This is a genomic window from Providencia sp. PROV202 (genome assembly GCF_028479565.1).
Lineage (GTDB): Bacteria > Pseudomonadota > Gammaproteobacteria > Enterobacterales > Enterobacteriaceae > Providencia > Providencia zhijiangensis.
On sequence record NZ_JAMPNV010000010.1, the window covers coordinates 51,596 to 73,453 of the forward strand.

Annotated in this window: 21 protein-coding genes and 1 other RNA gene; 10 read left to right on the plus strand and 12 right to left on the minus strand. The window is 41.9% G+C overall.

The features are described 5' to 3' along the window. Window position 1 precedes the first annotated feature (1 nt). The gene (locus PR799_RS06545) at window positions 2-1,654 is read left to right on the plus strand and encodes a hypothetical protein (protein ID WP_272521545.1); all 1,653 of its coding nucleotides are present in this window, start codon (window positions 2-4) and stop codon (window positions 1,652-1,654) included. Between the two features lie 568 nt (window positions 1,655-2,222). On the opposite strand, the gene PR799_RS06550 is transcribed toward PR799_RS06545, so the two are convergent. The 3 genes from PR799_RS06550 to smpB form a co-directional block, all read right to left on the minus strand. Beyond that, a complete protein-coding gene (locus PR799_RS06550) occupies window positions 2,223-2,735 on the minus strand; it encodes a zinc ribbon domain-containing protein (RefSeq protein ID WP_166184518.1) in 513 nt (170 codons plus the stop codon). A gap of 112 nt (window positions 2,736-2,847) precedes the next feature. After that, window positions 2,848-3,211: a transfer-messenger RNA gene (ssrA, locus tag PR799_RS06555) on the minus strand. Window positions 3,212-3,258: 47 nt separating this feature from the next. After that, the gene (smpB, locus tag PR799_RS06560) at window positions 3,259-3,741 is read right to left on the minus strand and encodes an SsrA-binding protein SmpB (RefSeq protein WP_006814817.1); all 483 of its coding nucleotides are present in this window, start codon (window positions 3,739-3,741) and stop codon (window positions 3,259-3,261) included. A gap of 153 nt (window positions 3,742-3,894) precedes the next feature. On the opposite strand from smpB, the gene PR799_RS06565 reads away from it, so the two are divergent. Further along, on the plus strand, window positions 3,895-4,329 hold the full coding sequence (locus PR799_RS06565) for a type II toxin-antitoxin system RatA family toxin (RefSeq protein WP_195848268.1): 435 nt from the start codon (window positions 3,895-3,897) through the stop codon (window positions 4,327-4,329). Then, window positions 4,322-4,615, plus strand: a complete 294-nt coding sequence (locus PR799_RS06570; RefSeq protein WP_211886192.1) for an RnfH family protein — start codon at window positions 4,322-4,324, stop codon at window positions 4,613-4,615. Before PR799_RS06565 ends, PR799_RS06570 begins: the two co-directional genes overlap by 8 nt. A gap of 295 nt (window positions 4,616-4,910) precedes the next feature. Here the strand turns inward: PR799_RS06570 and bamE are convergent, their stop codons facing one another. From bamE to nadK, 3 genes are all read right to left on the minus strand, one after another. Next, window positions 4,911-5,303 carry an outer membrane protein assembly factor BamE gene (bamE, locus tag PR799_RS06575; protein ID WP_036949409.1) on the minus strand — a complete coding sequence of 131 codons (393 nt, stop codon included), beginning with the start codon at window positions 5,301-5,303 and terminating at the stop codon, window positions 4,911-4,913. Between the two features lie 112 nt (window positions 5,304-5,415). Next, a complete protein-coding gene (recN, locus tag PR799_RS06580) occupies window positions 5,416-7,077 on the minus strand; it encodes a DNA repair protein RecN (RefSeq protein WP_154629007.1) in 1,662 nt (553 codons plus the stop codon). A gap of 85 nt (window positions 7,078-7,162) precedes the next feature. Continuing rightward, window positions 7,163-8,047, minus strand: a complete 885-nt coding sequence (nadK, locus tag PR799_RS06585) for an NAD(+) kinase (RefSeq protein ID WP_181478775.1) — start codon at window positions 8,045-8,047, stop codon at window positions 7,163-7,165. Between the two features lie 116 nt (window positions 8,048-8,163). On the opposite strand from nadK, the gene grpE reads away from it, so the two are divergent. Continuing rightward, entirely contained in the window at window positions 8,164-8,754 is a 591-nt protein-coding gene (gene grpE, locus PR799_RS06590) for a nucleotide exchange factor GrpE (RefSeq protein WP_036949413.1), read from the plus strand. A 119-nt stretch (window positions 8,755-8,873) separates the two neighbouring features. Here the strand turns inward: grpE and ung are convergent, their stop codons facing one another. After that, complete coding sequence (gene ung / locus PR799_RS06595; RefSeq protein WP_154629005.1) at window positions 8,874-9,554, minus strand: uracil-DNA glycosylase; 681 nt, start codon at window positions 9,552-9,554, stop codon at window positions 8,874-8,876. Between the two features lie 339 nt (window positions 9,555-9,893). Between ung and grcA the strand changes: the two genes are divergently transcribed. Then, window positions 9,894-10,277, plus strand: coding sequence for an autonomous glycyl radical cofactor GrcA (gene grcA / locus PR799_RS06600; RefSeq protein ID WP_108478520.1), 384 nt, complete (start codon window positions 9,894-9,896; stop codon window positions 10,275-10,277). 160 nt (window positions 10,278-10,437) lie between these two features. Further along, complete coding sequence (locus PR799_RS06605) at window positions 10,438-11,886, plus strand: ankyrin repeat domain-containing protein (protein WP_272521548.1); 1,449 nt, start codon at window positions 10,438-10,440, stop codon at window positions 11,884-11,886. A 44-nt stretch (window positions 11,887-11,930) separates the two neighbouring features. On the opposite strand, the gene srmB is transcribed toward PR799_RS06605, so the two are convergent. The 4 genes from srmB to PR799_RS06625 form a co-directional block, all read right to left on the minus strand. Beyond that, window positions 11,931-13,286, minus strand: a complete 1,356-nt coding sequence (srmB, locus tag PR799_RS06610) for an ATP-dependent RNA helicase SrmB (protein WP_272521549.1) — start codon at window positions 13,284-13,286, stop codon at window positions 11,931-11,933. Between the two features lie 181 nt (window positions 13,287-13,467). Then, a complete protein-coding gene (gene gltS, locus PR799_RS06615; protein ID WP_154629002.1) occupies window positions 13,468-14,673 on the minus strand; it encodes a sodium/glutamate symporter in 1,206 nt (401 codons plus the stop codon). Window positions 14,674-14,983: 310 nt separating this feature from the next. Continuing rightward, window positions 14,984-15,901, minus strand: a complete 918-nt coding sequence (hutG, locus tag PR799_RS06620) for a formimidoylglutamase (protein ID WP_272521550.1) — start codon at window positions 15,899-15,901, stop codon at window positions 14,984-14,986. Between the two features lie 2 nt (window positions 15,902-15,903). Next, window positions 15,904-16,635, minus strand: a complete 732-nt coding sequence (locus PR799_RS06625; protein ID WP_272521551.1) for an IclR family transcriptional regulator — start codon at window positions 16,633-16,635, stop codon at window positions 15,904-15,906. A gap of 159 nt (window positions 16,636-16,794) precedes the next feature. Between PR799_RS06625 and trmN the strand changes: the two genes are divergently transcribed. Next, window positions 16,795-17,529: a tRNA(1)(Val) (adenine(37)-N(6))-methyltransferase TrmN gene (gene trmN, locus PR799_RS06630; RefSeq protein ID WP_154628999.1), complete on the plus strand. Its 735-nt coding sequence runs from the start codon at window positions 16,795-16,797 to the stop codon at window positions 17,527-17,529. A gap of 70 nt (window positions 17,530-17,599) precedes the next feature. On the opposite strand, the gene nadB is transcribed toward trmN, so the two are convergent. Next, complete coding sequence (nadB, locus tag PR799_RS06635) at window positions 17,600-19,201, minus strand: L-aspartate oxidase (RefSeq protein ID WP_154628998.1); 1,602 nt, start codon at window positions 19,199-19,201, stop codon at window positions 17,600-17,602. A 447-nt stretch (window positions 19,202-19,648) separates the two neighbouring features. On the opposite strand from nadB, the gene rpoE reads away from it, so the two are divergent. The 3 genes from rpoE to rseB are packed head-to-tail and all read left to right on the plus strand — an operon-like array spanning window position 19,649 to window position 21,858. Then, a complete protein-coding gene (rpoE, locus tag PR799_RS06640) occupies window positions 19,649-20,227 on the plus strand; it encodes an RNA polymerase sigma factor RpoE (protein ID WP_006661282.1) in 579 nt (192 codons plus the stop codon). 57 nt (window positions 20,228-20,284) lie between these two features. Beyond that, complete coding sequence (rseA, locus tag PR799_RS06645; RefSeq protein ID WP_154602644.1) at window positions 20,285-20,908, plus strand: anti-sigma-E factor RseA; 624 nt, start codon at window positions 20,285-20,287, stop codon at window positions 20,906-20,908. After that, complete coding sequence (rseB, locus tag PR799_RS06650) at window positions 20,908-21,858, plus strand: sigma-E factor regulatory protein RseB (protein ID WP_154628996.1); 951 nt, start codon at window positions 20,908-20,910, stop codon at window positions 21,856-21,858. Before rseA ends, rseB begins: the two co-directional genes overlap by 1 nt.

Genomic DNA, 21,858 nt, shown 5'->3' on the forward strand with positions numbered 1-21,858 from the left:
AATGAAACCCATTAGCCGCTGTTATTTATCTAATGATGAAGTCCATATTGTGGATGCTAAAATCATGCTTGAACTATCAGCCTGTGGTCGTGGTTTTTTGACGGTTGAGACAGAAAATGATTACACAGGTAAATTAGTTCGATTTGATACAGGTTACACGGATTCATTGTATCGGTATTTCACTGGGTACGTTGAACGCTCACAACCTGCAGATAATGGCTTTCAAAAATTATTTGTGCGTGAGCTCGTTGGCCTGTTTGATAAAATGTGGCCATGTTCATTTCAGCACCCAACATTAAAAACCATCATCGACTATCTACACGAAAATAGCGGCCTAACCTTTATTTTGCCCGATGCGCAATATATCTATACACCTATTCCTCACTTCACCCACAATGGTACCGGATATCAGCTATTAACTAATTTAGGCGCAGTTTTTAGCATCACTGATTATGTGTGGTACCAAATGCCCGATGGTAAAGTTTTTGTCGGCAGTTGGGTTGATTCGATGTTTAAAGCCGATAACCACGAAATCCCCACTGAATTTTCAAAGAATCAATCTGCAGGTAACAGCGCCACTTATCCATTAATCCCCGCTTTACGTGCCGGAACCGTGGTAAATAATCAGCGGGTTAATAAAATTCAGCTTGAAAATGACGATATTACGCTCTACTGGACTGCAGCAAATCCACTGACAGGGAAAGCCGAAAATAAGAGCCCAATTCAAAAACAAATTGATAAAGCTTACCCCGAATTATCAGCAGGTTTACATTTACCAAAATTCGCGCGAATTGAATCACCAAGCGAGTCAGTTAGTGCCGGTGATATTTCTGACCCATTCAGACCGAAATATGCCGTTGATGTGCAATTGTTAGATAGTGATGGTAACGAATCAGCCGCACCAACTTACAAAGCGGTACCATTACCACTACCAATGGCAGGCGGTGAAAGCGGTATGTTTCAATTTCCACCCGAGGGAACATTAGTCGAAATTGCTTTTGAAGGCGGCAGACCAGATAAACCGTTTATCCGGCAAACGCTCAGTCAAAATAATACCCTACCGGACATACAACCAGGGGAGCAATTGCAGCAACAGCGCAAAGAAGTTTTTCAGCGTGTAACGCAAGATGGTAGTTGGAACCGTGAAACTGACCAAAGCATCAATGAAGCGTCAATGTTACGTATTATCAAAGCGGACAAAGAACAGCGTGAACTGGTCGCAAGGGAAACCACAATACAGGCCAGCGACACATTAACCGTTTTAGGTACACGAAAATTACTAGCAGGCGCAATACTGCAATTATCTGAGGGTGACTACTCAATCGCCACATCATCAAATTATGTCGCCAGTATTGAAAAAGACATGACCCTTGATGTTGGGCAAAAGCTCATTGAGAAAGTTGGGCAAATAAAACAAAGCATTGCAGGCGCACAGCAACAAATTATAGCGCCTGTTGTTTGGATAGGTAGCCAGCAAATCAACGTCGCACAATTGATGATAGACACATTAGATGTGGTCAAGGAATTAGCAGAACTCACAGCCGCACATACTCACAGCAATACAGGTGCGCCAATAAATGCAGCAGCTATCAAAGGTACTGGCGACAAGTCAGACACCTTGAATAAAAAGTATTCACCCGTCATTGGTAAGTAAAGTTATCGTCCACCATTTGCCCACCGAGTGTGGGCTTTTTTATGCGTCTAATATAGCAGCCTGAGCGCAACTCAGAGCGCACTAATCACCCAACTACACCACGCAATAAATAAAATGGATCGCACTTACTGCATTGCGCTGGCGAGTCACAGCGCCCACGAAAGAAAAGATTTCACCACGTAAAACGCACTACACCGCACCCGCCTGCACAATTTGGATCTAAAAATTATTTCAGTTTTAAAATTCTACAAAACATATCGCCAAGCCGCGCCAATACTAGGGAGTTGCCTAAAATCTCAAACTGAAATGTGTGAAAAGAATTTCAATAGATTTCAGTTTTTAGATCACAAAATGGATCACACTAAAATCACAACACAATGAAAGATAAAAGAAATTTCTATTTTACGTGAGTTTGATTGGATCTCGATATCAACCATGTAATTTCAGAAAGCCAGCAATCATGCGGCTTGAGAGGAATTGAAAAACTGAAATGAACTGGAAAATTATTTGGGGAAATTAGCGTGACATACCTTAGACAAAATAAATCACGCTGTGACATGTCACGAAATTATTGTAAGCGGCCTTGAGTTACTTTTGCATTAGCAACTGATTCACTATCAATATTAATAATGCAGTGATAGGTCATAGGAACCTTTGCATTAAATCCATTTGTGAATTTAAGTTCATCACCAACAAGAGTCATTTGATTATTCTTTTCATCGAACAAGTACCGTGAAAACATAGGTGTCATTATTCCATCAGTCCACTCGTAATCGTACTTTGACAGTTTTTGAATATTGGTTTTACAACTTACAATTAAATCCGCATTTTTCATCATAGAGTTTGCAATGCACTCTCCATCATTCTTAGCACATGCAACAGGGTTTGTATTCGTTGTTTTATTCTCAGAATCACTACTAGCGAAGTAATAAACAATACCTGCAAAAATGACTAGGGCAACAAGACAGCCACCTGCTTTTTGTTTTGCTGTTACTCCGGGTTCTTTCACTCCACAATGAGGACATTGTTTTGCTTTGTCTGATACTTCCTTTTTGCATTCTTTGCATTTTACTAAAGCCATATCACCCTCGTTAATAAATATTGAGTGTCCATCTTCATTTAGAGTGATGGACGTAAAGTGGACATTAGATAAAACAAAGGGGCTGCGTTTTCACGCAACCCCTTGATTTAATTGGTGGAGCTGGCGGGAGTTGAACCCGCGTCCGAAATTTCTACATCCTCGGTACTACATGCTTAGTCTAGTCTTTAATTTCATTTGCCAACTGCGGACAGACACGCCATCAACAAACTATCCTGATTAAGTTTAACGCTTCAACCCCAGGCAAGGCATCCACGCGATCTCTTTTGGGTTTGACTTCTCTTGATCCCCGTCCTAAGAGCGGAGGCTAGGGAGAGAAGGCTCTAAGCAGGTTATTAAGCTGCTAGTGCGTAGTTTTCGTCGTTTGCGACTATTTTTTTGCGGCTTTTTACGAGGCCAACCGCCCCTCGGCATGCACCTTGGGTTTCGCAAATCCCGTCGAATCCAGAATCAGCCCCAAGTTGTGAGCGCAGTATAACAGAAAATAACTCTATAAAGCTAGGACTTAGCGATTAGAATGTTTCATTATACGTGCTTTATCTAATTGCCACTCTCTATCTTTGATATCAGAACGCTTGTCGTGGGCTTTTTTACCTTTGGCGACGCCAATTTTCACTTTGCACCACGCGTTTTTCCAATATAAGGAAAGAGCGATGACGGTATAGCCTTCGCGGTTAACTTTACCGTAAAGGGTATCTAATTCACGTTGATTAAGAAGCAGTTTTCTACTGCGGGTTGGGTCACAAACTACATGGGATGATGCGACCGTCAGTGGTGTAAAGTTGGCACCAAACAGATAGGCTTCACCATCGCGCAGTAAAACGTAGCTATCACCAATGTTGGCTTTGCCCGCGCGTAATGATTTAACTTCCCAACCTTGTAGGGATAAACCCGCCTCGAACTCCTCTTCGATAGAATATTCGTGGCGAGCACGTTTGTTCATAGCAATTGTTGCTGAACCGGGTTTATATGGTTTTTTCTTTGTCATAGTTCATTCATTATACGTTAAGATGCGTTGAATGAAATCGTTCAACACTGATATTTTTGCGATTGTGCATTTCTTGCCCTGCACGGGTTTTGTTTTTTGAGTAACCCATCAATGGTGCTATTATATGCGCAGTTTTTGGGGATAGGAATTGATATGCCACAGATTAGTCGCTCTGCGTTAGTCCCTTTTAGCGCAGAACAAATGTATAAACTTGTGAATGATGTGGTTTCATATCCAAGTTTTTTACCGGGATGCGTTGGAAGCCGAATTATTAGCCAAAATTCTGATGAAATGACGGCATCGGTTGAGGTTTCAAAGGCGGGAATTAGCAAAACCTTCATTACGAAAAATGCGTTGGAAGACAATAAACGTATCCAAATGCAGTTAGTTGAGGGCCCTTTCAGAACTCTATCTGGGGGATGGCAGTTTATTCCTTTGAGTGCTGATGCCTGTAAAATTGAATTTCATCTCGATTTTGAATTTACCAATAAGCTGATTGAGTTGGCATTCGGTAAAATATTCAAAGAGCTAGCCAACAATATGGTTCAAGCATTTACGTCTCGTGCTAAGGTCGTTTACCGTGTCTGATATCAATATTGAAGTGACTTACGCGTTACCTGAAAAGCAATTTTTGCTTTCAGTGAAGGTTGCAGAAGGAACGACGATTGAAGATGCCATTATTGCGTCGGGTATTTTAACGCTGCGTTCAGATATCGATTTAAAGAAAAATAAAGTAGGCATTTATAGTCGCCCAGCGAAATTGGGTGATGTGGTTCAAGAAGGGGATAGAATCGAAATTTATCGCCCATTGATTGCCGACCCGAAAGAGCTGCGCCGCAAGCGAGCTGAAAAATCGAAAGAGAATAATAAATAAGATATTGCGTAGTGAGCGAACCAATTTGATATGAAGCCGAGTGAAAGCTCGGTTTTTTTGTGTCTAATTTATAGATTTTTCTTTGTAGAGAGTGATGGATACGTCGATTTATAGGCTAGAACGTAGAAGATGGTGCTTCTATGTATTGGCGAGAATTTATAAAAGAATAAACAAAAGTACTAAAGTAACTACCTGTTTTTTATCCCATCATTTAAATGGGGCAGGTAGCTACTTATATACTCAAGTTATAAGACATACTTAAGTTATACACGCTCAAGCATTACGCTATATAGGGTTATTCCGCTGCTTTTGGTTCTGATGCTTTAACTTCACCAGCTTCCATGGCTTGTTGCGCTTCAAGGTTTTTCTCGTTTTTGATATCCGTCAGGATACCGTTGCGATCAAACGTCAGCGTCAATGTTTCTTGCTTCACTGGGTCATGCCCCAACTCTTGGCGGAAAACATAAAACCAAGTCTGAGAACCAAACGGGTCAGTCATCATTGGCGTGCCTAAAGCATAAGCAACCTGTTGCTGTGTCATTCCTTTTTTAATCTTCGCAACATCTTTCGCTGTCAGGTAGTTACCTTGGTTAATATCCGGATGATAGACAAGACGTTCCATCATTGAACAGCCTGTGGACATTAATGCGAATGATAGTGCTGCAGCAGTTAACAATTTATAACGCATGGATATCTCATTCCTTTTGGAGTCAGAACATCAATGATAATCGACATTGATACAATTTAAAACCTTCCAGATCGACTCTAAGACAACAGGAGATAAAAAAAGTTGTCGAAATTTAAGCTGCGAGCAACTCTTTTGCATTAGCCAACGTATTTTTTGTCACTTCAGAACCTGCAAGTAACCGTGCAAGCTCTTGTAATCTCGATTTTTTATCCAGTAACTGCATGTGAGTCTCGGTTTCTACACCGTTTGTTTCTTTACTAACATAAAAATGGTGATGACCGCAGCCTGCGACTTGAGGCAAGTGAGTCACACACATAACTTGGGTGGATTCGCCAAGTTCACGGAGCAATTTCCCGACGATAGCGGCGGTTGGGCCACTAATACCCACGTCTACTTCATCAAAAATTAACGCCGGAGTATCCATTTTTTTCGCGGTGATCACTTGAATGGCTAAAGCGATGCGAGATAGCTCACCACCTGATGCGACTTTTGCTAAGGCTTGATGAGGTTGTCCCGGGTTTGTGGTGACATTGAATTCGACTTTGCAGGCACCATCGATTTGCAAATGTTCAGGAACAAATTTTACATCAATCGTGAATAGACCATGAGGCATTGAAAGTTGGTGCATGCTGCTGGTAATTAGTTGGCTGAGTTCTTGTGCGTAATGCAGGCGTACATGATGTAAACGTTCCGCACATTCTAACGCTTTTTGGTGATCAGTAATGACCTGCGCATTTAAAGCTTCACAATCTTCATTTTGATTAGCAATTTGATTTTGCTCTTCGACTAATTGCTGAAAGAGTTCAGGCAGAGACTCAGGCGTAACATGATGTTTGCGCGCCAAACTAATTTGTTTGGAAATTCGCTGCTCCAATTCAAACAAGCGATTTGGGTCTAACTCGTATTGATCGCAGTAATGTTTAATTTCATCACTCACTTCACTAACTTGGATGGCCGCTTCTTCCAGCATATCCAATAGTCCTGAAAATTTAGGATTCAGAGTGACTAAATCAGAAAGCTCATTTTTTGCCATATTAAGAAGGCTGATGACGTTCGCATCGTCACTTTCAGTTAGGATTTGAGCCGCTGTTTGCCCAATAGTTAAAAATTGTCCGTGATTAGCAAGCTGCTTATATTCTTGGTCAATTTCCTCAAACTCCCCTTGAACGGGTAGGAACTCATTTAACTCTTTTAAATGATAATCAAGTAATTGTTGGCGAGATTCACGCTCTTGCATCTGTTTTTGAAAAACAGCTAATTGCTGACAAGACTCATGCCACTTTTGCCACGTTTGCTTCATTTGAGCGAGTAATTCTTGCTGATTAGCATAAGCATCAAGTAAGGATTGCTGATGGTCATTATCCAGTAATAACTGGTGAGCGTGTTGGCCATGAATTTGGATCAGTAATGCACCGAGTTCACGTAATTGGGATAAGGGAACGGAAACTCCGTTAATAAAGCCTCGAGAGCGCCCATCGGTTGCGATGGTACGGCGAAGCAAGCATTCATTTTGATTATCAAGTTGATGCTCAATAAGCCAGTTTGCCGCCATTTGAGCGTCAGACAGTGAAAAACGAGCACACAGGTCGGCACGTTGAGCACCAGGGCGAACCATGTTGGCTTCACCTCGGTTTCCTAAACATAAGCCAAGAGCATCGATAGCGATGGATTTACCCGCACCGGTTTCACCTGTAATTGTCGTCATGCCGCTACGAAAATCGATTTCTAACTCACGAACGATAGCAAAATTATTGATGGTTAGCTGGGTTAGCATCTGAGCTCTCCTGTTTAAATACACACCTGTGTTTTCATACAGTTTAACCTGTTTTTTTATACAGTAAAGAGGCAGTGCGAAAAATTTAAAAAGTTTTTTTAGACCAACCAAGTTTTGAGCTTAATGTATTGAAATAATTGTAATCTTTTGGATGAACTAAATTCAGACTCTTCGAGCTGCGTTTAATAATCACCTCTTCGCCATCCTGTATAGGTAGCATAATTTGACTGTCGCAACTGACTTCATAATCAATATTGGTGCGTAAAAATTTTAAGCGAATACTGCTGTCGCTACTGATAACTAATGGGCGAGACGATAAGGTGTGCGGGAACATCGGCACGAGTACAATAGCGTCTAGATTTGGTGTAAGGATAGGGCCCCCAGCGGATAAAGAGTAGGCTGTTGAGCCTGTCGGGGTTGCAATAATTAAGCCGTCTGAGCGTTGCGAAAAGGCAAATTTTTCATCAATGTAAACTTCAAACTCAATCATATGCGCGACTTTGCCAGGGTGAAGAACGACTTCGTTGATGGCGCTACTTTTACGGGCTTTTTGATTTGCTTTGATAACTTGAGCTTCTAATAAAAAGCGTTGTTCTTCATGATATTCCCCATCAAGAACACAAGAAAGTTGTTGAAGGGCATTGTCGGGGTCTAGGTCGGTTAAAAAACCTAAATTACCACGGTTTACGCCAATAACTTTATTGTTATAGCGGGATAAAATTCGCGCCGCTCCAAGCATGTTTCCATCGCCTCCGACAACGACGACTAAATCTGCTTGTTGACCGATTTCTGTTAAAGTTCCTGTATTGGCATCTTTTAATTTCAAATCCTTAGCCACTTGTTTATCAATTATTGCGTGGTAATTTTTTGAAATCAGCCAATGATAGATAAGTTCATGGGTCGCCAGTGCTTCAGGGTGCCTTGGGTGTCCGACAATACCGATAGTTTTAAATTGTGAAGATGGTGTCATCTTAGCCTTTTGCATACTTTTTTAACTCCTCGTTGTATGACTTCCCTTGAATCCCTGTATTAGATCCCCATAATACTCTCATAGATAGAATTATTGCTAAATACGCGGAGATATTCATGAGTAGTAAAGAACAAAACATGCATGATGAGCAAGCTTCTGAGCAAAATGAAACACAAAAAGTGCAAGCAGAGCAAGAAGTTGATACTCAACAAGCAGATTTACAAGCCGAAGAACAAGCGTTAGCAGCGCGTATTGCTGAGCTTGAACAGCAACTTGAAGCTTCCCGTAAAACTGAACGCGAAGCGATGTTACGTGCTCACGCTGAAATCGAAAATATTCGTCGTCGTACAGAACAAGATATTGAAAAAGCCCACAAGTTTGCGCTTGAGAAGTTTTCCAATGAATTGTTGCCTGTGATTGATAACTTAGAGCGTGCAATTGAAGCCGCTGATCGTGACAACGAAGAATCCAAAGCAATGTTAGAAGGCTTAGATCTTACGTTGAAAACGTTCTTAGATGCCGTTTCTAAGTTTGGTATTGAGCCTGTTGATGCGGCGAATGTGCCATTCAACCCTGAAGTTCACCAAGCCATGACCATGATTGAATCCCCAGACCATAGTGCAGGTCAGGTGATCAACGTAATGCAAAAGGGTTATACCTTGAATAACCGTCTGCTGCGTCCTGCAATGGTAATTGTTTCTAAATAAGTTTAGAACATAAATAATTTTAGGGTATATAACGAGAATGGGATGCTGAGCATCCCATTTTTCTATGATGAATTTCTGCAAGCTTCATCACCAACACATTTACTTTCTATAGAATGCGTTTATTCAGGAATAACCGGATACCAATCAATCGGTGTGCGACCTTGTTGTTCAAGCAATTGATTAGCTTTCGAAAAATGACCACATCCTAGGAAGCCTCGATGCGCAGAAAGTGGTGATGGGTGAGGTGCTTTAAGGACATGGTGGCGTTTAGTATCGATAATGCGACCTTTCTTTTGCGCATGGGATCCCCATAAAAGAAAAATCACGCCTTCTGTATGATCATTAATCGCCTGAATCACTTTATCTGTAAACGTTTCCCAGCCTAAATGTGCGTGTGAGTGCGCATTGCCTTGTTCGACAGTTAATACAGTATTGAGAAGTAAAACCCCTTGCTGCGCCCAGCTAAGTAGGTACCCATGTTCTGGGCGGATAAATCCAGGAATATCTTTCTCAAGCTCTTTATACATATTGACGAGTGAAGGTGGCGCTTTAATACCGGGGCGCACAGAAAATGATAAACCGTGTGCTTGTCCTGGTCCATGATAGGGGTCTTGTCCTAAGATCACGACTTTGATGTCCGCTAATTCAGTATAGCGAAACGCATTGAAAACATCTTCTTGCGGCGGGTAGATTACTTTTCCGCTTTCTCTTTCTTTTGCGACAAACGCGAGAGTCTCTTTGAAATAGGTTTGTGATTTTTCCGCACCGATTACGTCGTGCCAAGTCATCGTATTTGACATGAATGATTCCATAGTGATGTGTTTTATAGTTCGTAGCTTACTGGTTCATGACGTATAGATAAAGTGTTGTTCTGCGCTAACTCTCTAAAAGCGCTTCAAATTAATTTGAGAATTTACAAAAATAATTAAAAAACCCAAACGTGAATATTGATTTAAATCATGAAGATGCACTGGTTTGGTTAATTACCATACGAAATATTTGATAAATATCAAAGAATGTAGGGGTTCTAGCTGGTATATATTAGATAAACAGGTTGGTTAGACCAATTATCCAATCAACAGCGATTAAAAACAGTTAGCAAAGATTGATCAAAATCTGATTCGAACGTGGAGGTCGAGATGATTACTGGTATTCAAATTACTAAAAGTGACAACGCAGCACTGCTAAACTCTTTCTGGTTAATCGATAGCGAGACAAATGAAGCTCGTTGTGTATGTGCGAAAGCAGATTATAGCGAAGGTCAGGTTGTTCCTAAAGATGAACTGGGTGCTTTTGAGAGCCGTGAAGTTCCTCTCGAAATGAAACCAACTGTTCGTGTAGAAGGTGGTCAGCACTTAAATGTTAACGTATTAAGCCGTGAAACATTAGAAGATGCAGTAAAAAACCCAGAAAAATATCCTCAATTAACTATCCGTGTTTCTGGTTATGCAGTTCGCTTTAATTCATTAACGCCTGAACAGCAGCGTGACGTTATTACTCGTACTTTCACTGAAAGCCTGTAATAAACATTAAGGGGTCAATAGATCTCTTATCTTAATAAATTCTAAAAGCCATTGTTCTCAATGGCTTTTTTATTTGCCTCTAACAAAGTTGATTATTTCCTCCCTTGGTTATTTATATTTCAATATTCTTCCAGCATACAGCATTTGTTAGGGAGAATTTATGCCATTCAATACAGCAATACAGCAGACAGTAAGTAAGGACGAACTTTCTTTTGTTGAAGAAGGTTTAAATTTATATCAACAAAATACATTTTTAGATTCATCATGCGGTTTTAGAGATAAATGGTCTAAGAATGTCACAAGAGAGGAGTTTTTAGGAAGAGATGCACAGAATAAAGATTATCTTTTAGCGTTACTATCACAAGGTGCTTATCAGAATAATTGGCGTGATATTCAAGGAGTAGAAAAACTTAGCCCATCAAAAATTAATGAATTAGGCATAGATGCAGAACTTTTAAATAATGAATTTACAGGTTTTCAATCAAATATTTGTTGTTTTAATGGTCTGTATATTATTTGCTTTGCGGGGACGAATGATATTGTCGATTTTTATGCCAATATTCGGCAAGGGCTAGGATATTACGAACCTCAATTCTTTCAGGCTGTGGGGTTAACTAATATTCTATATCGAGCCGTGAAAGGCAATATTATCTGTACAGGGCACTCTCTAGGGGGAGGTCTTGCATCAATAGCCGCTCTGGCGAGTCAATCACCTTGTATTTCATTTAGTCCTTCAGGGCTTGCTCAAAACACAGTAAATAAAATTGGAATGGATTATAACATTGCTAAGCAACAAGCAGATGAAGGTTTGATACGCTTTTATACTGTTCAATATGATTGGCTTGATGCACTTCAAAACACGTTACCAATCCCTTCTGCGTTGGGAAACCGTATCAAAATGGCTTATAGCGAACATAATTCTTGGAAAGACTGGTTACCACACCGTTTGATGGCCAGGAGCTTTATTGCACATTCAATGGTTAAGATTATTAGGATGATGTGCAAATATAAACCATGGAATAATTGGAATGCGATTACAGGTGAATTTGATAAAACAGCGGATTCTATGTTGAATGAATTTCCTAACGTAGAGCAGAAACAAAGTCTTAATTGGCAAGAAAGCTGTAAAAATTCAATTAAGAAAGAAAACATCAGTGAATTTAAAGCGTTGCTTTCAATGAAAAATAAGCACTGCGATATTGATAAACTCGCTATGCAATCTGTTCGTACAGGTAATAGCCAATTTATAAAAGTATTATTGGAGTCACCATATGGGCAGGGAATTAAAAAAATGCAGTTGGCTCAGCAAAAAACTGTTTTACATTTAGCGGCTCAAAGCGGGAGAGTGGCTCAATCAGAAATTTTGCTGAGTAATGGTTTAATAGTCAACGTGAGAGATAATTTGGGAAATACTCCGTTGCATGATGCTTTAAATAGTCACTCTTTAGATGTTGCTGAATTATTATTATCGAATGGCGCAGATTGGAGAATGGAAAATAATCAGGGTTATAACTGCCGAGATATTTTAGATAATCATATGATAAAAGCAGAATCGTTAACTAATGAAAGCCGGGCTATGAGGGAGAAGGTCTATAAGTTAATGAATTAAAAACGGGCCGAAGCCCGCTTTTGTCAGTATCACTCGATTGAGTTTTACTTGGTTTTATTGCTATCTGCAGTTGCAGATGGCGCAGTTGTAGATGACATAGCTGGAGTGCGACGTTTGCCGATATTTTTCTTATCGCGATGGCGTACTTTTTCTTTTTTCTTGCTTTGCTCTTCTTTTTTCTTCTCTTTACGCTTAGCCAGCACTTTCTTAGATGGTTTTGGCTTATTCAGCATCGCTTCAGAAGGCGCTTTGGTTGTTGGGCGTAATGAATCTACCACACGCATCTTAATCGGATCTTCGATGTAGCGAGTGATTTTGCCCAGTAGAGGGAAATCGTGCGCTTCCACTAAAGAAAGGGCAGTACCTTTGCGTCCAGCACGACCAGTACGGCCGATACGGTGCAAATAGACATCTGCAGTGCGCGGTAAGTCGAAGTTAAAAACATGGCTGACGTTTTCAATATCTAATCCACGGGAAGCAACGTCCGTCGCAACGAGGACTTTAACTTGTCCAGTCACTAGGCGGCGAACGGCTTCGTTACGCTTCGCTTGCACCATTTCGCCTTCGATATAGCAAGGTTCAATACCAGCCTCACGCAGCCATTGGACAACTTCACGAACGCGTTCGCGCTTACGCACGAAGACAATCGATTTGGTGACATCTTCTTGCTTGATAAGATGGCACAGTAGCGCAGTTTTATGTTCTAACGTATCCGCGCGATAGTAGAATTGTTGGATTTTCTTGCGTTCACGGCGTGAAGGATCCGCTTCAATTTCGATAGGATCTTCGAGTAGGCGCTCAGCAAAATCACGAATCGCTTCACCTTCAAGGGTGGCGGAGAACAACATGGTTTGCTTACGCCAGCGGGTTTCGCCTGCGATCGTTTCGATATCGTGCGCAAAGCCCATGTCCAGCATACGGTCAGCTTCATCGAGGATCAGAATTTCCACAGCGCGGCAATCGAAGTTTTCTTCTTTAATGTATTGCAGCAAACGCCCCGTGGTTGCGACGACGATGTCTTGGTTTTCGCTGAAAACTTCAGCGTGATTCATATACGCAACGCCGCCTGTAATGGTGGCAACGTCTAAATGATTATGTACACACAACTCTTTAGCTTGATCAGCGACTTGCATAGCGAGTTCGCGAGTTGGTGTTAAAATCAGAACGCGAGGCGGACCTGATTTTTTTCTTGGGAAATCAAGTAAATGTTGAATAGCTGGCAATAAGAATGCCGCAGTTTTACCTGTTCCGGTTGGGGCTGAACCTAAAACGTCGCGTCCATCCATTGCAGGAGGGATGGCGGCTTCTTGGATCGCCGTCGGGCGCTCGTAACCTTTATTGGTCAGCGCGGTGATCAGGCTTTCATCAAGCTCAAGTTCAGAAAAAGTGGATGCAGTCATGATATACCTCTATTTGGGGCGCTGATTATAAACAGGTTAGCAAAATTGTTCACCACAAAAATCAGCTTTGTGCAGAGTTTACCTGTTTTTGTTGGCGGGGGGTATATAAGGAAGTGGCTTACTGATAATGCTCCCTCTTACCAAACTCTGTCATATAGTTGGTAAGAGGGATGAAGTGGAATTAGCTGAGCATGTTAATTAACCAAGTGTGGTAAGGAATTCCCACGAGGTCGATAAGTACAGCTCCGCTTAGAGGCACAATCATAAATGCTTTCATAGAAACTTGTTTGTAGCGCTCGCAGACCGATGACATGTTTGCCATTGCGTTCGGCGTTGCACCTAAACCATGCCCCATCATGCCTGAACACATTACTGCGGCATCGTAGTTTTTGCCTAACAGTCTGAAGACGACGAAAACAACGAACAGGATGATGGCAATAGTTTGCGCCAGTAAGATGATGAATAATGGCAGCGCGATGACTTTCAGTTCCCAAATCTTAAGCGACATCATCGCCATGGTTAAGAATAAGCCCAGTGAAACATCAGAAATTAAGTTGATGGATTTTTGGTTAATACGAACAATTTCAACTTGGTCGTTAATGTTGCGCACAATAATCGCGATAATCATGGCGCCTACATAGCTTGGTAAAGAGAATCCAGTAGCTTTAGTGAACTGGGCTGACGCAAACTGACCGACGACCATTACACCTAAAATCAGCGCTAACATTTTTAAGAATGCATGGGCGTCGATAGAGTCAATTTTACCTGCCAGTTTCTCTTCAACTTTCATGCTTTCAACATTATCTTCAGCTTGAATAGTGACGTTGTGTTTTTTAATTAAGTAGCTTGCGATAGGACCACCTAATAGGCTTCCTGAAATCAGACCAAACGTTGCAGCCGCAATCGCTGCTACGGTTGCAGACTGTACGCCAAGACCTTCAGCCATACTACCAAAGGCAGCCGCACCACCGTGTCCGCCTGTTAAGGAAACACCGCCAGCCATGATCCCGATAACCGGGTCGATACCTAGCAAATGCGCCAAACCGGCACCAAAGGTGTCTTGGAAAATAACCAATGTCCAGCAAATTAACAGGTAAGTAATCAATAAGCGTCCGCCGCTTTTTAATATGCGGAAGCTGCCATCAATACCCACAGTTGTAAAGAACGCCACCATTAAGAATGATTGTAAACTGGTATCGAACGTAATCTCAGCTAAATCGGAAGACTTTAATCCCCAGATAAGCAAACTGACTAAAAATCCACCAATGACCGGTGAAGGGATACAAAAACGTTGCAGCCATTCAATGCGCTTCTTGAGGTGAACACCCATTAGTAGGCAAACTACTGTCAGGAAGAGGGTGGTGAGTGTGTCGATTTGGAATGTCATATTTTTCCCTTTTTTATACTTTGTCTTTCGTGCTACAGCGTTGTTGGTTTCTCTTAGGTACCCTAGTCACATACTTTATGTATGCTCCTAGGGGTACCTTCATTCACCGCCTAGCTGTAACTCGAAATTCAAGGGTATAAATGTCTTGTTAAAGGCATGTATAAGTGTTTTTCAAGCGACAGTGTTGTTGGCTATTTCGAACCTCTGTGCTGTTTATTTTTAACTAGTTGCTTAGTTGACTAAGCTTTTATTTATATTTTGAAAGACAAGGTAAAGTTGTTTATCAGTCGTTTTATTGTGTTTGTTGTTTTTAGAATAAATATTGGTAAACCAAGTAAGCGGCTAGTTTTGATGTGTGGTTATCAATATCAAATTCAGGATTACACTCAGCGATATCAAACAGCGCAATCTTGCCGCTGGATTTGATGACGTTAAATAATTCATCAAATGTTTCAGTAGAAATCCCTCGAGCGGCTGGTGCACTGACCCCCGGTGCGATACCCGCAGAGAACACATCCAAATCCACAGTGACATACAGGTAATCTACAGAATTTATAAATTGTTTAATCTGTTCAATTGCTTGCGGTAATAAGCTTGCGGTTAAGGCTTTATCGCGAATATAGTGGCAGCCTAAGCTGTCCGCTGTATCGAATAACACCTTGGTGTTGCCATGATCCGCAATGCCTAAACACAGGTAATTGAAAGGGCGCTGATGCTTAGCGCACAGTTGCGAGGATTGTAAAAATGGCGTACCGGATGTGGCTTCTGGGGCTTCACGTAAATCAAAGTGCGCATCAAAATTGATGATCCCAATGGTCTTTTCTGGCTGATGTTTTTGAACGAAATCGAAAATGCCTTGAAAGCTCGCAAAGCCGACTTCGTGCCCACCGCCTAAAACAATGGGTTTTTGACGCTGTTCTAATACTGAGATTATTTCATCAGATAGGCGACGTTGAGCTGCTTCCAGCTCACCATCGTCACAACTTACGGTTCCCACATCACGGATAGCCAATGGCTGGTGGATAGGTAAGCCAGCAAGCTGACGACGAATGGCATCAGGGCCAGCTTTAGCACCTTGGCGGCCTTTATTGCGGCGAACACCTTCGTCTGAAGCGAAGCCGATAATGGCAAACTCTACAGGTGAGCGTTGGTTGATGACTTGGTGAATGCGTAAATGTTCCTGTGTTTCACCATCAGTTCGCCCCTGCCATTGAAAAGGTTGTGTCATAGTTACTCCAAGTTAATCAGTTTTGTTATATTTTGGGCCGTTTGGCATGTTGCTTTAATCAGTTCATCGACACGGTTGACGGCACGAAATTCGGGTGCCATGACAGAGACGACAGCTAAAATATCGTTGCCTTTAAAAACAGGAGCCGATGCGCCAAAAACACCAGCGTCAATTTCACCAATAGAAATGCCATAGCCTTGTTGGCGGATTTGGATTAGATCCTGTTTTAATTTCTGTAAATAGTTATCTTTGTGTAGCTGCTTGGCGTGAGTTTCGAAGACTAATTCTTGGTATTGTTCATCACGGTAGGCTAAAAGGGTTTTTGCGCTAGCGCCGCGGATCACGGTATTACCATGCCCAACAATAAAAGAGCAGCGTACGGCTTGTTCACTATCAATTTTATCGACACAGATAGTTTCCCGTAGGTTGGCGGTAATAATTGCCGCAGTCTCTTGGGTCTTTTTGGCCAGTGCGTGCAACTCTGATTTTGACGAGGTCATTAGCAAACTGTGGTGATAGTATTTTTCTTGGGTTTTGATACTCTGCGCACCAACGGTATAAGTGCCATATTGCTTAGAGTAAGTCACAAATTCCCAGTTTATGAGAATAGTTAAAAGCCGATAAACCGTTGAAAGAGGAATATCTAACTCTTTGGAGATGGTTTGTGGTGTGATTGGAGACGCGCAAGTCGTGACAAACGATAAGATATCTAGTGTTCTATTAATACTGTTCATGGCATCTCCTTTTTCTCGAACTTAGCAGTAAAAAAAATCACTAACAAATGATATTCTCAATATATGAGAATAATATTATTGAAATTAGATTAAATTTGCAGATTTGTGGGTTGAAATTGAGAATATTCACGCAAATCCTATTTAAACCAGAGTGGCAGTATGAGCGAACAAAAAAAGCGTTATCGAAAAGGCGGGTTTACCTTCAAGCAATTTTTTGTTGCCCATGACCGTTGCGCGATGAAGGTCGGTACTGACGGGGTATTACTCGGTGCGTGGGCGCCTCTTAATGCGACAAAATACGCGTTGGACATAGGCAGTGGGAGCGGATTAATTGCCTTAATGCTGGTTCAGCGTAGTGAGCAAGTGCAGGTTGATGCGGTTGAACTTGATGACGCCGCGGCGTTACAAGCGCAGGAAAATTTTGATGAATCGCCATGGTCTGAACGGCTGCGAGTGTTCCATCAGGACATTATTACGTTTAGTGAACAGCCTAACCATCAGTATGATTTAATCGTGAGTAATCCGCCTTATTTTGAGCCCGCGGTGGCGTGTCGGGATGAAAAACGCGATCAAGCTCGCTATACCGGAACACTGACTCACCAAGTATTATTAGATAGCGCTAAACAATGTTTGGCACCTGACGGTATTTTTTGTTTGGTATTACCTTATGAAGTGGGAGAGAAAGTCGAAGCAATGGCAATGGCGAGTGGTTGGAATTTAGCTTACCGCGTGCAAGTTCAGGATAAAGCACATACGCCATATCATCGGATGCTATTAGGGTTGACGATTAAGATGACGGAGCCGGTTATTTCGTCTTTAACGTTGAAACAACCCGATGATAGCTATACGGATGAGTTTATTTCGTTGATCCGGCCATTTTATCTTAAGTATTGATCGACTCAGCATTGTTCGACTAAGTATTAACCGCCTATCTGTGGTTAAAGATACCGATAGGCGGTTAGTGTTAGCGAGTTAAAATGGTGGGGCCAGACTCCGGTAATAACTCAGGGTAGTCTAGGGTATAGTGCAAACCGCGACTCTCTTTACGTTCTAAGGCGCAACGCACCATTAACTCTGCAACTTGGACTAAGTTGCGCAGTTCCAGTAAGTTATTGGAGATGCGGAAATTAGCATAATAGTCATTAATTTCTTGCTGAAGTAAATGAATACGACGCAAAGCGCGTTCAAGGCGTTTTGTGGTTCTTACTATCCCCATGTAATCCCACATAAATAGGCGTAATTCATGCCAGTTATGCTGAATTACAACCTGTTCATCAGAATTATGAACTCGGCTTTCATCCCATTCAGGGAGTGCAGAAATTGCAGGGATCTCGTCGATCGTTTTGATAATATTTTCTGCGGCAGCCCATCCATAAACTAGGCATTCAAGTAATGAGTTAGACGCCATACGATTGGCACCATGTAGCCCGGTATAACTCACTTCACCAATAGCATACAGATTTGGTATATCTGTCATGCCGGTTGGGTCAACAACGACGCCGCCGCAGGTATAGTGAGCTGCGGGAACTATCGGGATCGGCTCTTGGGTTAAATCTAAACCTAAGGTGAGCAACTTGGCATAAATGGTGGGGAAGTGGTTCTTAATAAAGTCTGGGGATTTGTGGCTGATGTCGAGATACATGCAGTCCGCCCCGAGGCGTTTCATTTCATGGTCGATAGCTCTGGCGACAATATCTCGCGGTGCTAATTCACTGCGCTCGTCATAATCTGGCATGAATCGGCTGCCATCAGGGCGTTTTAAGTAAGCCCCTTCACCACGTAAAGCTTCAGTGAGTAAGAAATTACGTGCTTGCGGGTGGAATAAACAGGTTGGATGAAACTGGTTAAATTCCAAGTTCGCTACGCGACAACCTGCTCGCCATGCCATGGCAATACCATCACCGGATGAGATATCGGGGTTAGTGGTGTATTGATAAACTTTCGCAGCGCCACCCGTGGCTAAGACGATAGTTTTTGCTCGAATAGTCTCGACTTGCTCTTTTTGGCGATTCCAAACATAGGCACCGACAATGCGGGAGCGGGCGTTCTGTTGGTTTTTGTCTTCGAGGATCAGATCAACCGCATTGTAGCGTTCTTTGATCTGGATATTCGGGTGTTCGAAAGCAAGATTAACCAGCGTGGTTTCAACCTCTTTTCCGGTGGCATCCGCGTGATGCAGAATGCGGCGATGGCTATGCCCGCCTTCTCGGGTGAGGTGATACTGAGTTTCCCCTGTTTCGTTGACTTCAGTATCAAATAAGACGCCTTGGTCAATGAGCCACTGAACACAATGTTTGGCGTTTGATGCAATAAACTCGACGGCGCTCTTTTCACAGATCCCTGCGCCAGCTACAAGCGTGTCATTAACATGGGACTCAATGCTATCTGTATCATCGAAAACGGCGGCTATTCCGCCTTGAGCATAATAAGATGCACCTTCATTGAGGGTGCTTTTACTGAGAATAGTAACTTGATGAAAGGGCGCGAGCCGGAGTGCGGCTGATAATCCTGCGACACCACTTCCAATGATTAAAATATCAGTGTCATGCTGTGTGGATGCGTTCATAAGTGTTTGTGTGCTGTGTTTCTATAGAGAATTTTATGTTAGCCTATCGAGCTGCCTGTGACTATGTATTAATCGCATTTTGAGTTCCCAAAGAACCGTTTTATTTAGCTACACTTGAGTTATTTGGAAAACTTGAGTTATTTGGAAAATCATCGTTTATTTGGAAAAAACCATCGGCTACATGATAAGTGCCAATGTGAATGAATAAATTCCACGTAATCATGCCGTAGATATGCCTGTTTTGTGTATACTATTAGGTAGTGCTCACAAGGATCAATGGGATCGATTAAGAAACTTTGATCTCATTTTTTGAAATTATTTTCGATTATTTTTGGAATAAATTGAACTTCATCAGTTTTTATTACTCGAAGTTAGGCTTGCTTAAGGAAGGGAGAAGATGAACAAGTTAAGTCATTATCAATCTGTGTTCAGGAGATGGTTCCTGGAATGAGCGAGCAGCTGACAGACCAAATATTGGTTGAGAAAGTACAAAAAGGCGATCAACAAGCTTTCAATTTATTGGTGATTAAATACCAGCATAAAGTTGCAAGTCTCGTTTCTCGTTATGTACCGCAAGCGGATGTGCCTGATGTCGCACAAGAGTCGTTTATTAAGGCTTATCGTGCAATCGGTTCGTTTCGTGGCGACAGTGCTTTTTATACTTGGCTTTATCGAATTGCTGTCAACACGGCAAAGAACTATTTAGTCGCGCAAGATAGACGTCCTCCCGCGTCAGATCTGGAAGCGAGCGACGCAGAAAACTTCGAGTCCGCCGGCGCATTAAAAGAAATTTCGAACCCAGAGAACTTAATGTTGTCTGATGAATTAAAGCGAGTTGTTTTTCGTACCATTGAGTCTCTGCCAGAAGATCTTCGAATGGCAATCACGCTACGTGAACTTGATGGTTTAAGCTATGAAGAGATAGCCGAAGTGATGGATTGCCCTGTGGGTACAGTTCGATCGCGGATCTTTAGAGCGAGGGAAGCAATTGATGAAAAAGTTCAGCCGTTGATCCAACAACATTAATTGGTTGGGTAGCGAGTTACTGTTTAACTGTGAGCAATTAACTGAAGGTAATTGGGCATGCAAAGAGAGAAACTTTCCGCAATGATGGATGGTGAAGCTCTAGATTTAGAACTTATTAACACCATTTCATGTGATTCAACGTTAAAGCAACGTTGGGAGAGCTATCATCTTGTTCGTGATACTCTGCGTAATGATACAGGCGATGTCATTCATTTTGATATTGCAAGTAAAGTTGCGGCAGCGCTGGAAAATGAAGCGGTGCGAATTAATCCTCAAGCAGTTGTTGAATCACAACCAGAGCCAGCAAGCTGGAGTGGCTTCCCGTTTTGGAACAAAATTCGTCCATGGGCTAGCCAAATTACGCAAATCGGTGTGGCTGCATGTGTATCACTCGCTGTAATTGTGGGGGTTCAACAATACAATCAAAGCAATAGCGTCGATTCTACTGTGGATGATCCTGTATTTAATACCGTTCCAGTCGGACGTGGTGCGCCAGTTAGCTTAAATCTTTCAGATAGCCAATTGTTTGGTACTGAGCAACAATCTCAGCAAATCGAACAACAAAATCAACGTATCAATGCCATGCTGCAACAGTATGAAATTGAAAGACGTTCAATGCTGAATCAGCCGCATCAAGACAGTGATAAAAATACCGCATCAGCAGGGGTTAAACTGCAATAATGAATAAATGGTTATCCGTCTTCTGCCTGACGGGCAGCCTGATTATGTCTAATCAAGCATCGGCATCATCTACGGATGCCGATGTTCTTTTCAAAGAAATGGGAACGGCTGCCCAGAACCTGTCCTATGAAATGTCGTTTATGACATTCAATCCGCAAAATATCGTTCCAGTGCGCTATCGTCATGCGATTATTAATGGAGTCCCTATTTCTCAAATGATCCAGATGGATTCATCTCGCCGAGAGATAGTGCAAAATGGTAACCGAATTAGTTATTTTGAACCGGGATTCGATGCGTTTAGCTTAAATGGTGAACATATCATTGATAACTTACCTACGGTACTTTTTGCGGATTACCAAAAAATTCAGCCTTATTATAATTTTATCGATGCTGGTCGTACGCATATTGGTGATAGACCCGCATTAGTCATGCGCATTATTTCAAAAGATAATTCTCGATTTAATTATGTGTTATTAATCGATGAAGAAACTAAACTGCCACTGCGTGTTGATTTGCTCGACAACAATAATCAAACACTGGAACAGTTCCGGGTAATTTCGACTGTTTTAGATAGTAAAAATGTACAAGATTCATTGAAATCTCTCAGTAATGTAAATTTACCACCATTATTAGTGTCGCCGAAAAACGAAAATCCATCGTTTAAATGGCGGGTGGGAATGCTGCCTCCAGGCTTTGAGGAAGTGTCTCGCTCTACGCGAAAATTAAGCGATGATGACATCATTGAAACGGCAATGTTCAGCGATGGGCTATTTACCTTTTCGGTTAATGTGACAAAAACATCGAAAGGTCCTTTACTGGATCAGCCGCGACAAAATGGTCGCCGCACAATTTACACCATGACTCAAAAGCAAAATGTGATTACGATAATAGGGGAGTTACCGCTATCAACATCCCAGTTAATTGCGAGTAGCATTCAGTTTCGGGAGTAA

Coding starts and splice junctions, on each gene's coding strand:
- grpE (WP_036949413.1), top strand. CDS start 8,164: ATGAGTAGTAAAGAACAAAACATGCATGATGAGCAAGCTTCTGAGCAA.
- gltS (WP_154629002.1), bottom strand. CDS start 14,673: ATGACATTCCAAATCGACACACTCACCACCCTCTTCCTGACAGTAGTT.
- PR799_RS06625 (WP_272521551.1), bottom strand. CDS start 16,635: ATGAACAGTATTAATAGAACACTAGATATCTTATCGTTTGTCACGACT.
- rseA (WP_154602644.1), top strand. CDS start 20,285: ATGCAAAGAGAGAAACTTTCCGCAATGATGGATGGTGAAGCTCTAGAT.
- nadB (WP_154628998.1), bottom strand. CDS start 19,201: ATGAACGCATCCACACAGCATGACACTGATATTTTAATCATTGGAAGT.
- hutG (WP_272521550.1), bottom strand. CDS start 15,901: ATGACACAACCTTTTCAATGGCAGGGGCGAACTGATGGTGAAACACAG.
- grcA (WP_108478520.1), top strand. CDS start 9,894: ATGATTACTGGTATTCAAATTACTAAAAGTGACAACGCAGCACTGCTA.
- bamE (WP_036949409.1), bottom strand. CDS start 5,303: ATGCGTTATAAATTGTTAACTGCTGCAGCACTATCATTCGCATTAATG.
- trmN (WP_154628999.1), top strand. CDS start 16,795: ATGAGCGAACAAAAAAAGCGTTATCGAAAAGGCGGGTTTACCTTCAAG.
- nadK (WP_181478775.1), bottom strand. CDS start 8,047: ATGACACCATCTTCACAATTTAAAACTATCGGTATTGTCGGACACCCA.
- rseB (WP_154628996.1), top strand. CDS start 20,908: ATGAATAAATGGTTATCCGTCTTCTGCCTGACGGGCAGCCTGATTATG.
- rpoE (WP_006661282.1), top strand. CDS start 19,649: ATGAGCGAGCAGCTGACAGACCAAATATTGGTTGAGAAAGTACAAAAA.
- ung (WP_154629005.1), bottom strand. CDS start 9,554: ATGTCAAATACGATGACTTGGCACGACGTAATCGGTGCGGAAAAATCA.
- srmB (WP_272521549.1), bottom strand. CDS start 13,286: ATGACTGCATCCACTTTTTCTGAACTTGAGCTTGATGAAAGCCTGATC.
- PR799_RS06605 (WP_272521548.1), top strand. CDS start 10,438: ATGCCATTCAATACAGCAATACAGCAGACAGTAAGTAAGGACGAACTT.
- smpB (WP_006814817.1), bottom strand. CDS start 3,741: ATGACAAAGAAAAAACCATATAAACCCGGTTCAGCAACAATTGCTATG.
- PR799_RS06550 (WP_166184518.1), bottom strand. CDS start 2,735: ATGGCTTTAGTAAAATGCAAAGAATGCAAAAAGGAAGTATCAGACAAA.
- PR799_RS06565 (WP_195848268.1), top strand. CDS start 3,895: ATGCCACAGATTAGTCGCTCTGCGTTAGTCCCTTTTAGCGCAGAACAA.
- recN (WP_154629007.1), bottom strand. CDS start 7,077: ATGCTAACCCAGCTAACCATCAATAATTTTGCTATCGTTCGTGAGTTA.
- PR799_RS06545 (WP_272521545.1), top strand. CDS start 2: ATGAAACCCATTAGCCGCTGTTATTTATCTAATGATGAAGTCCATATT.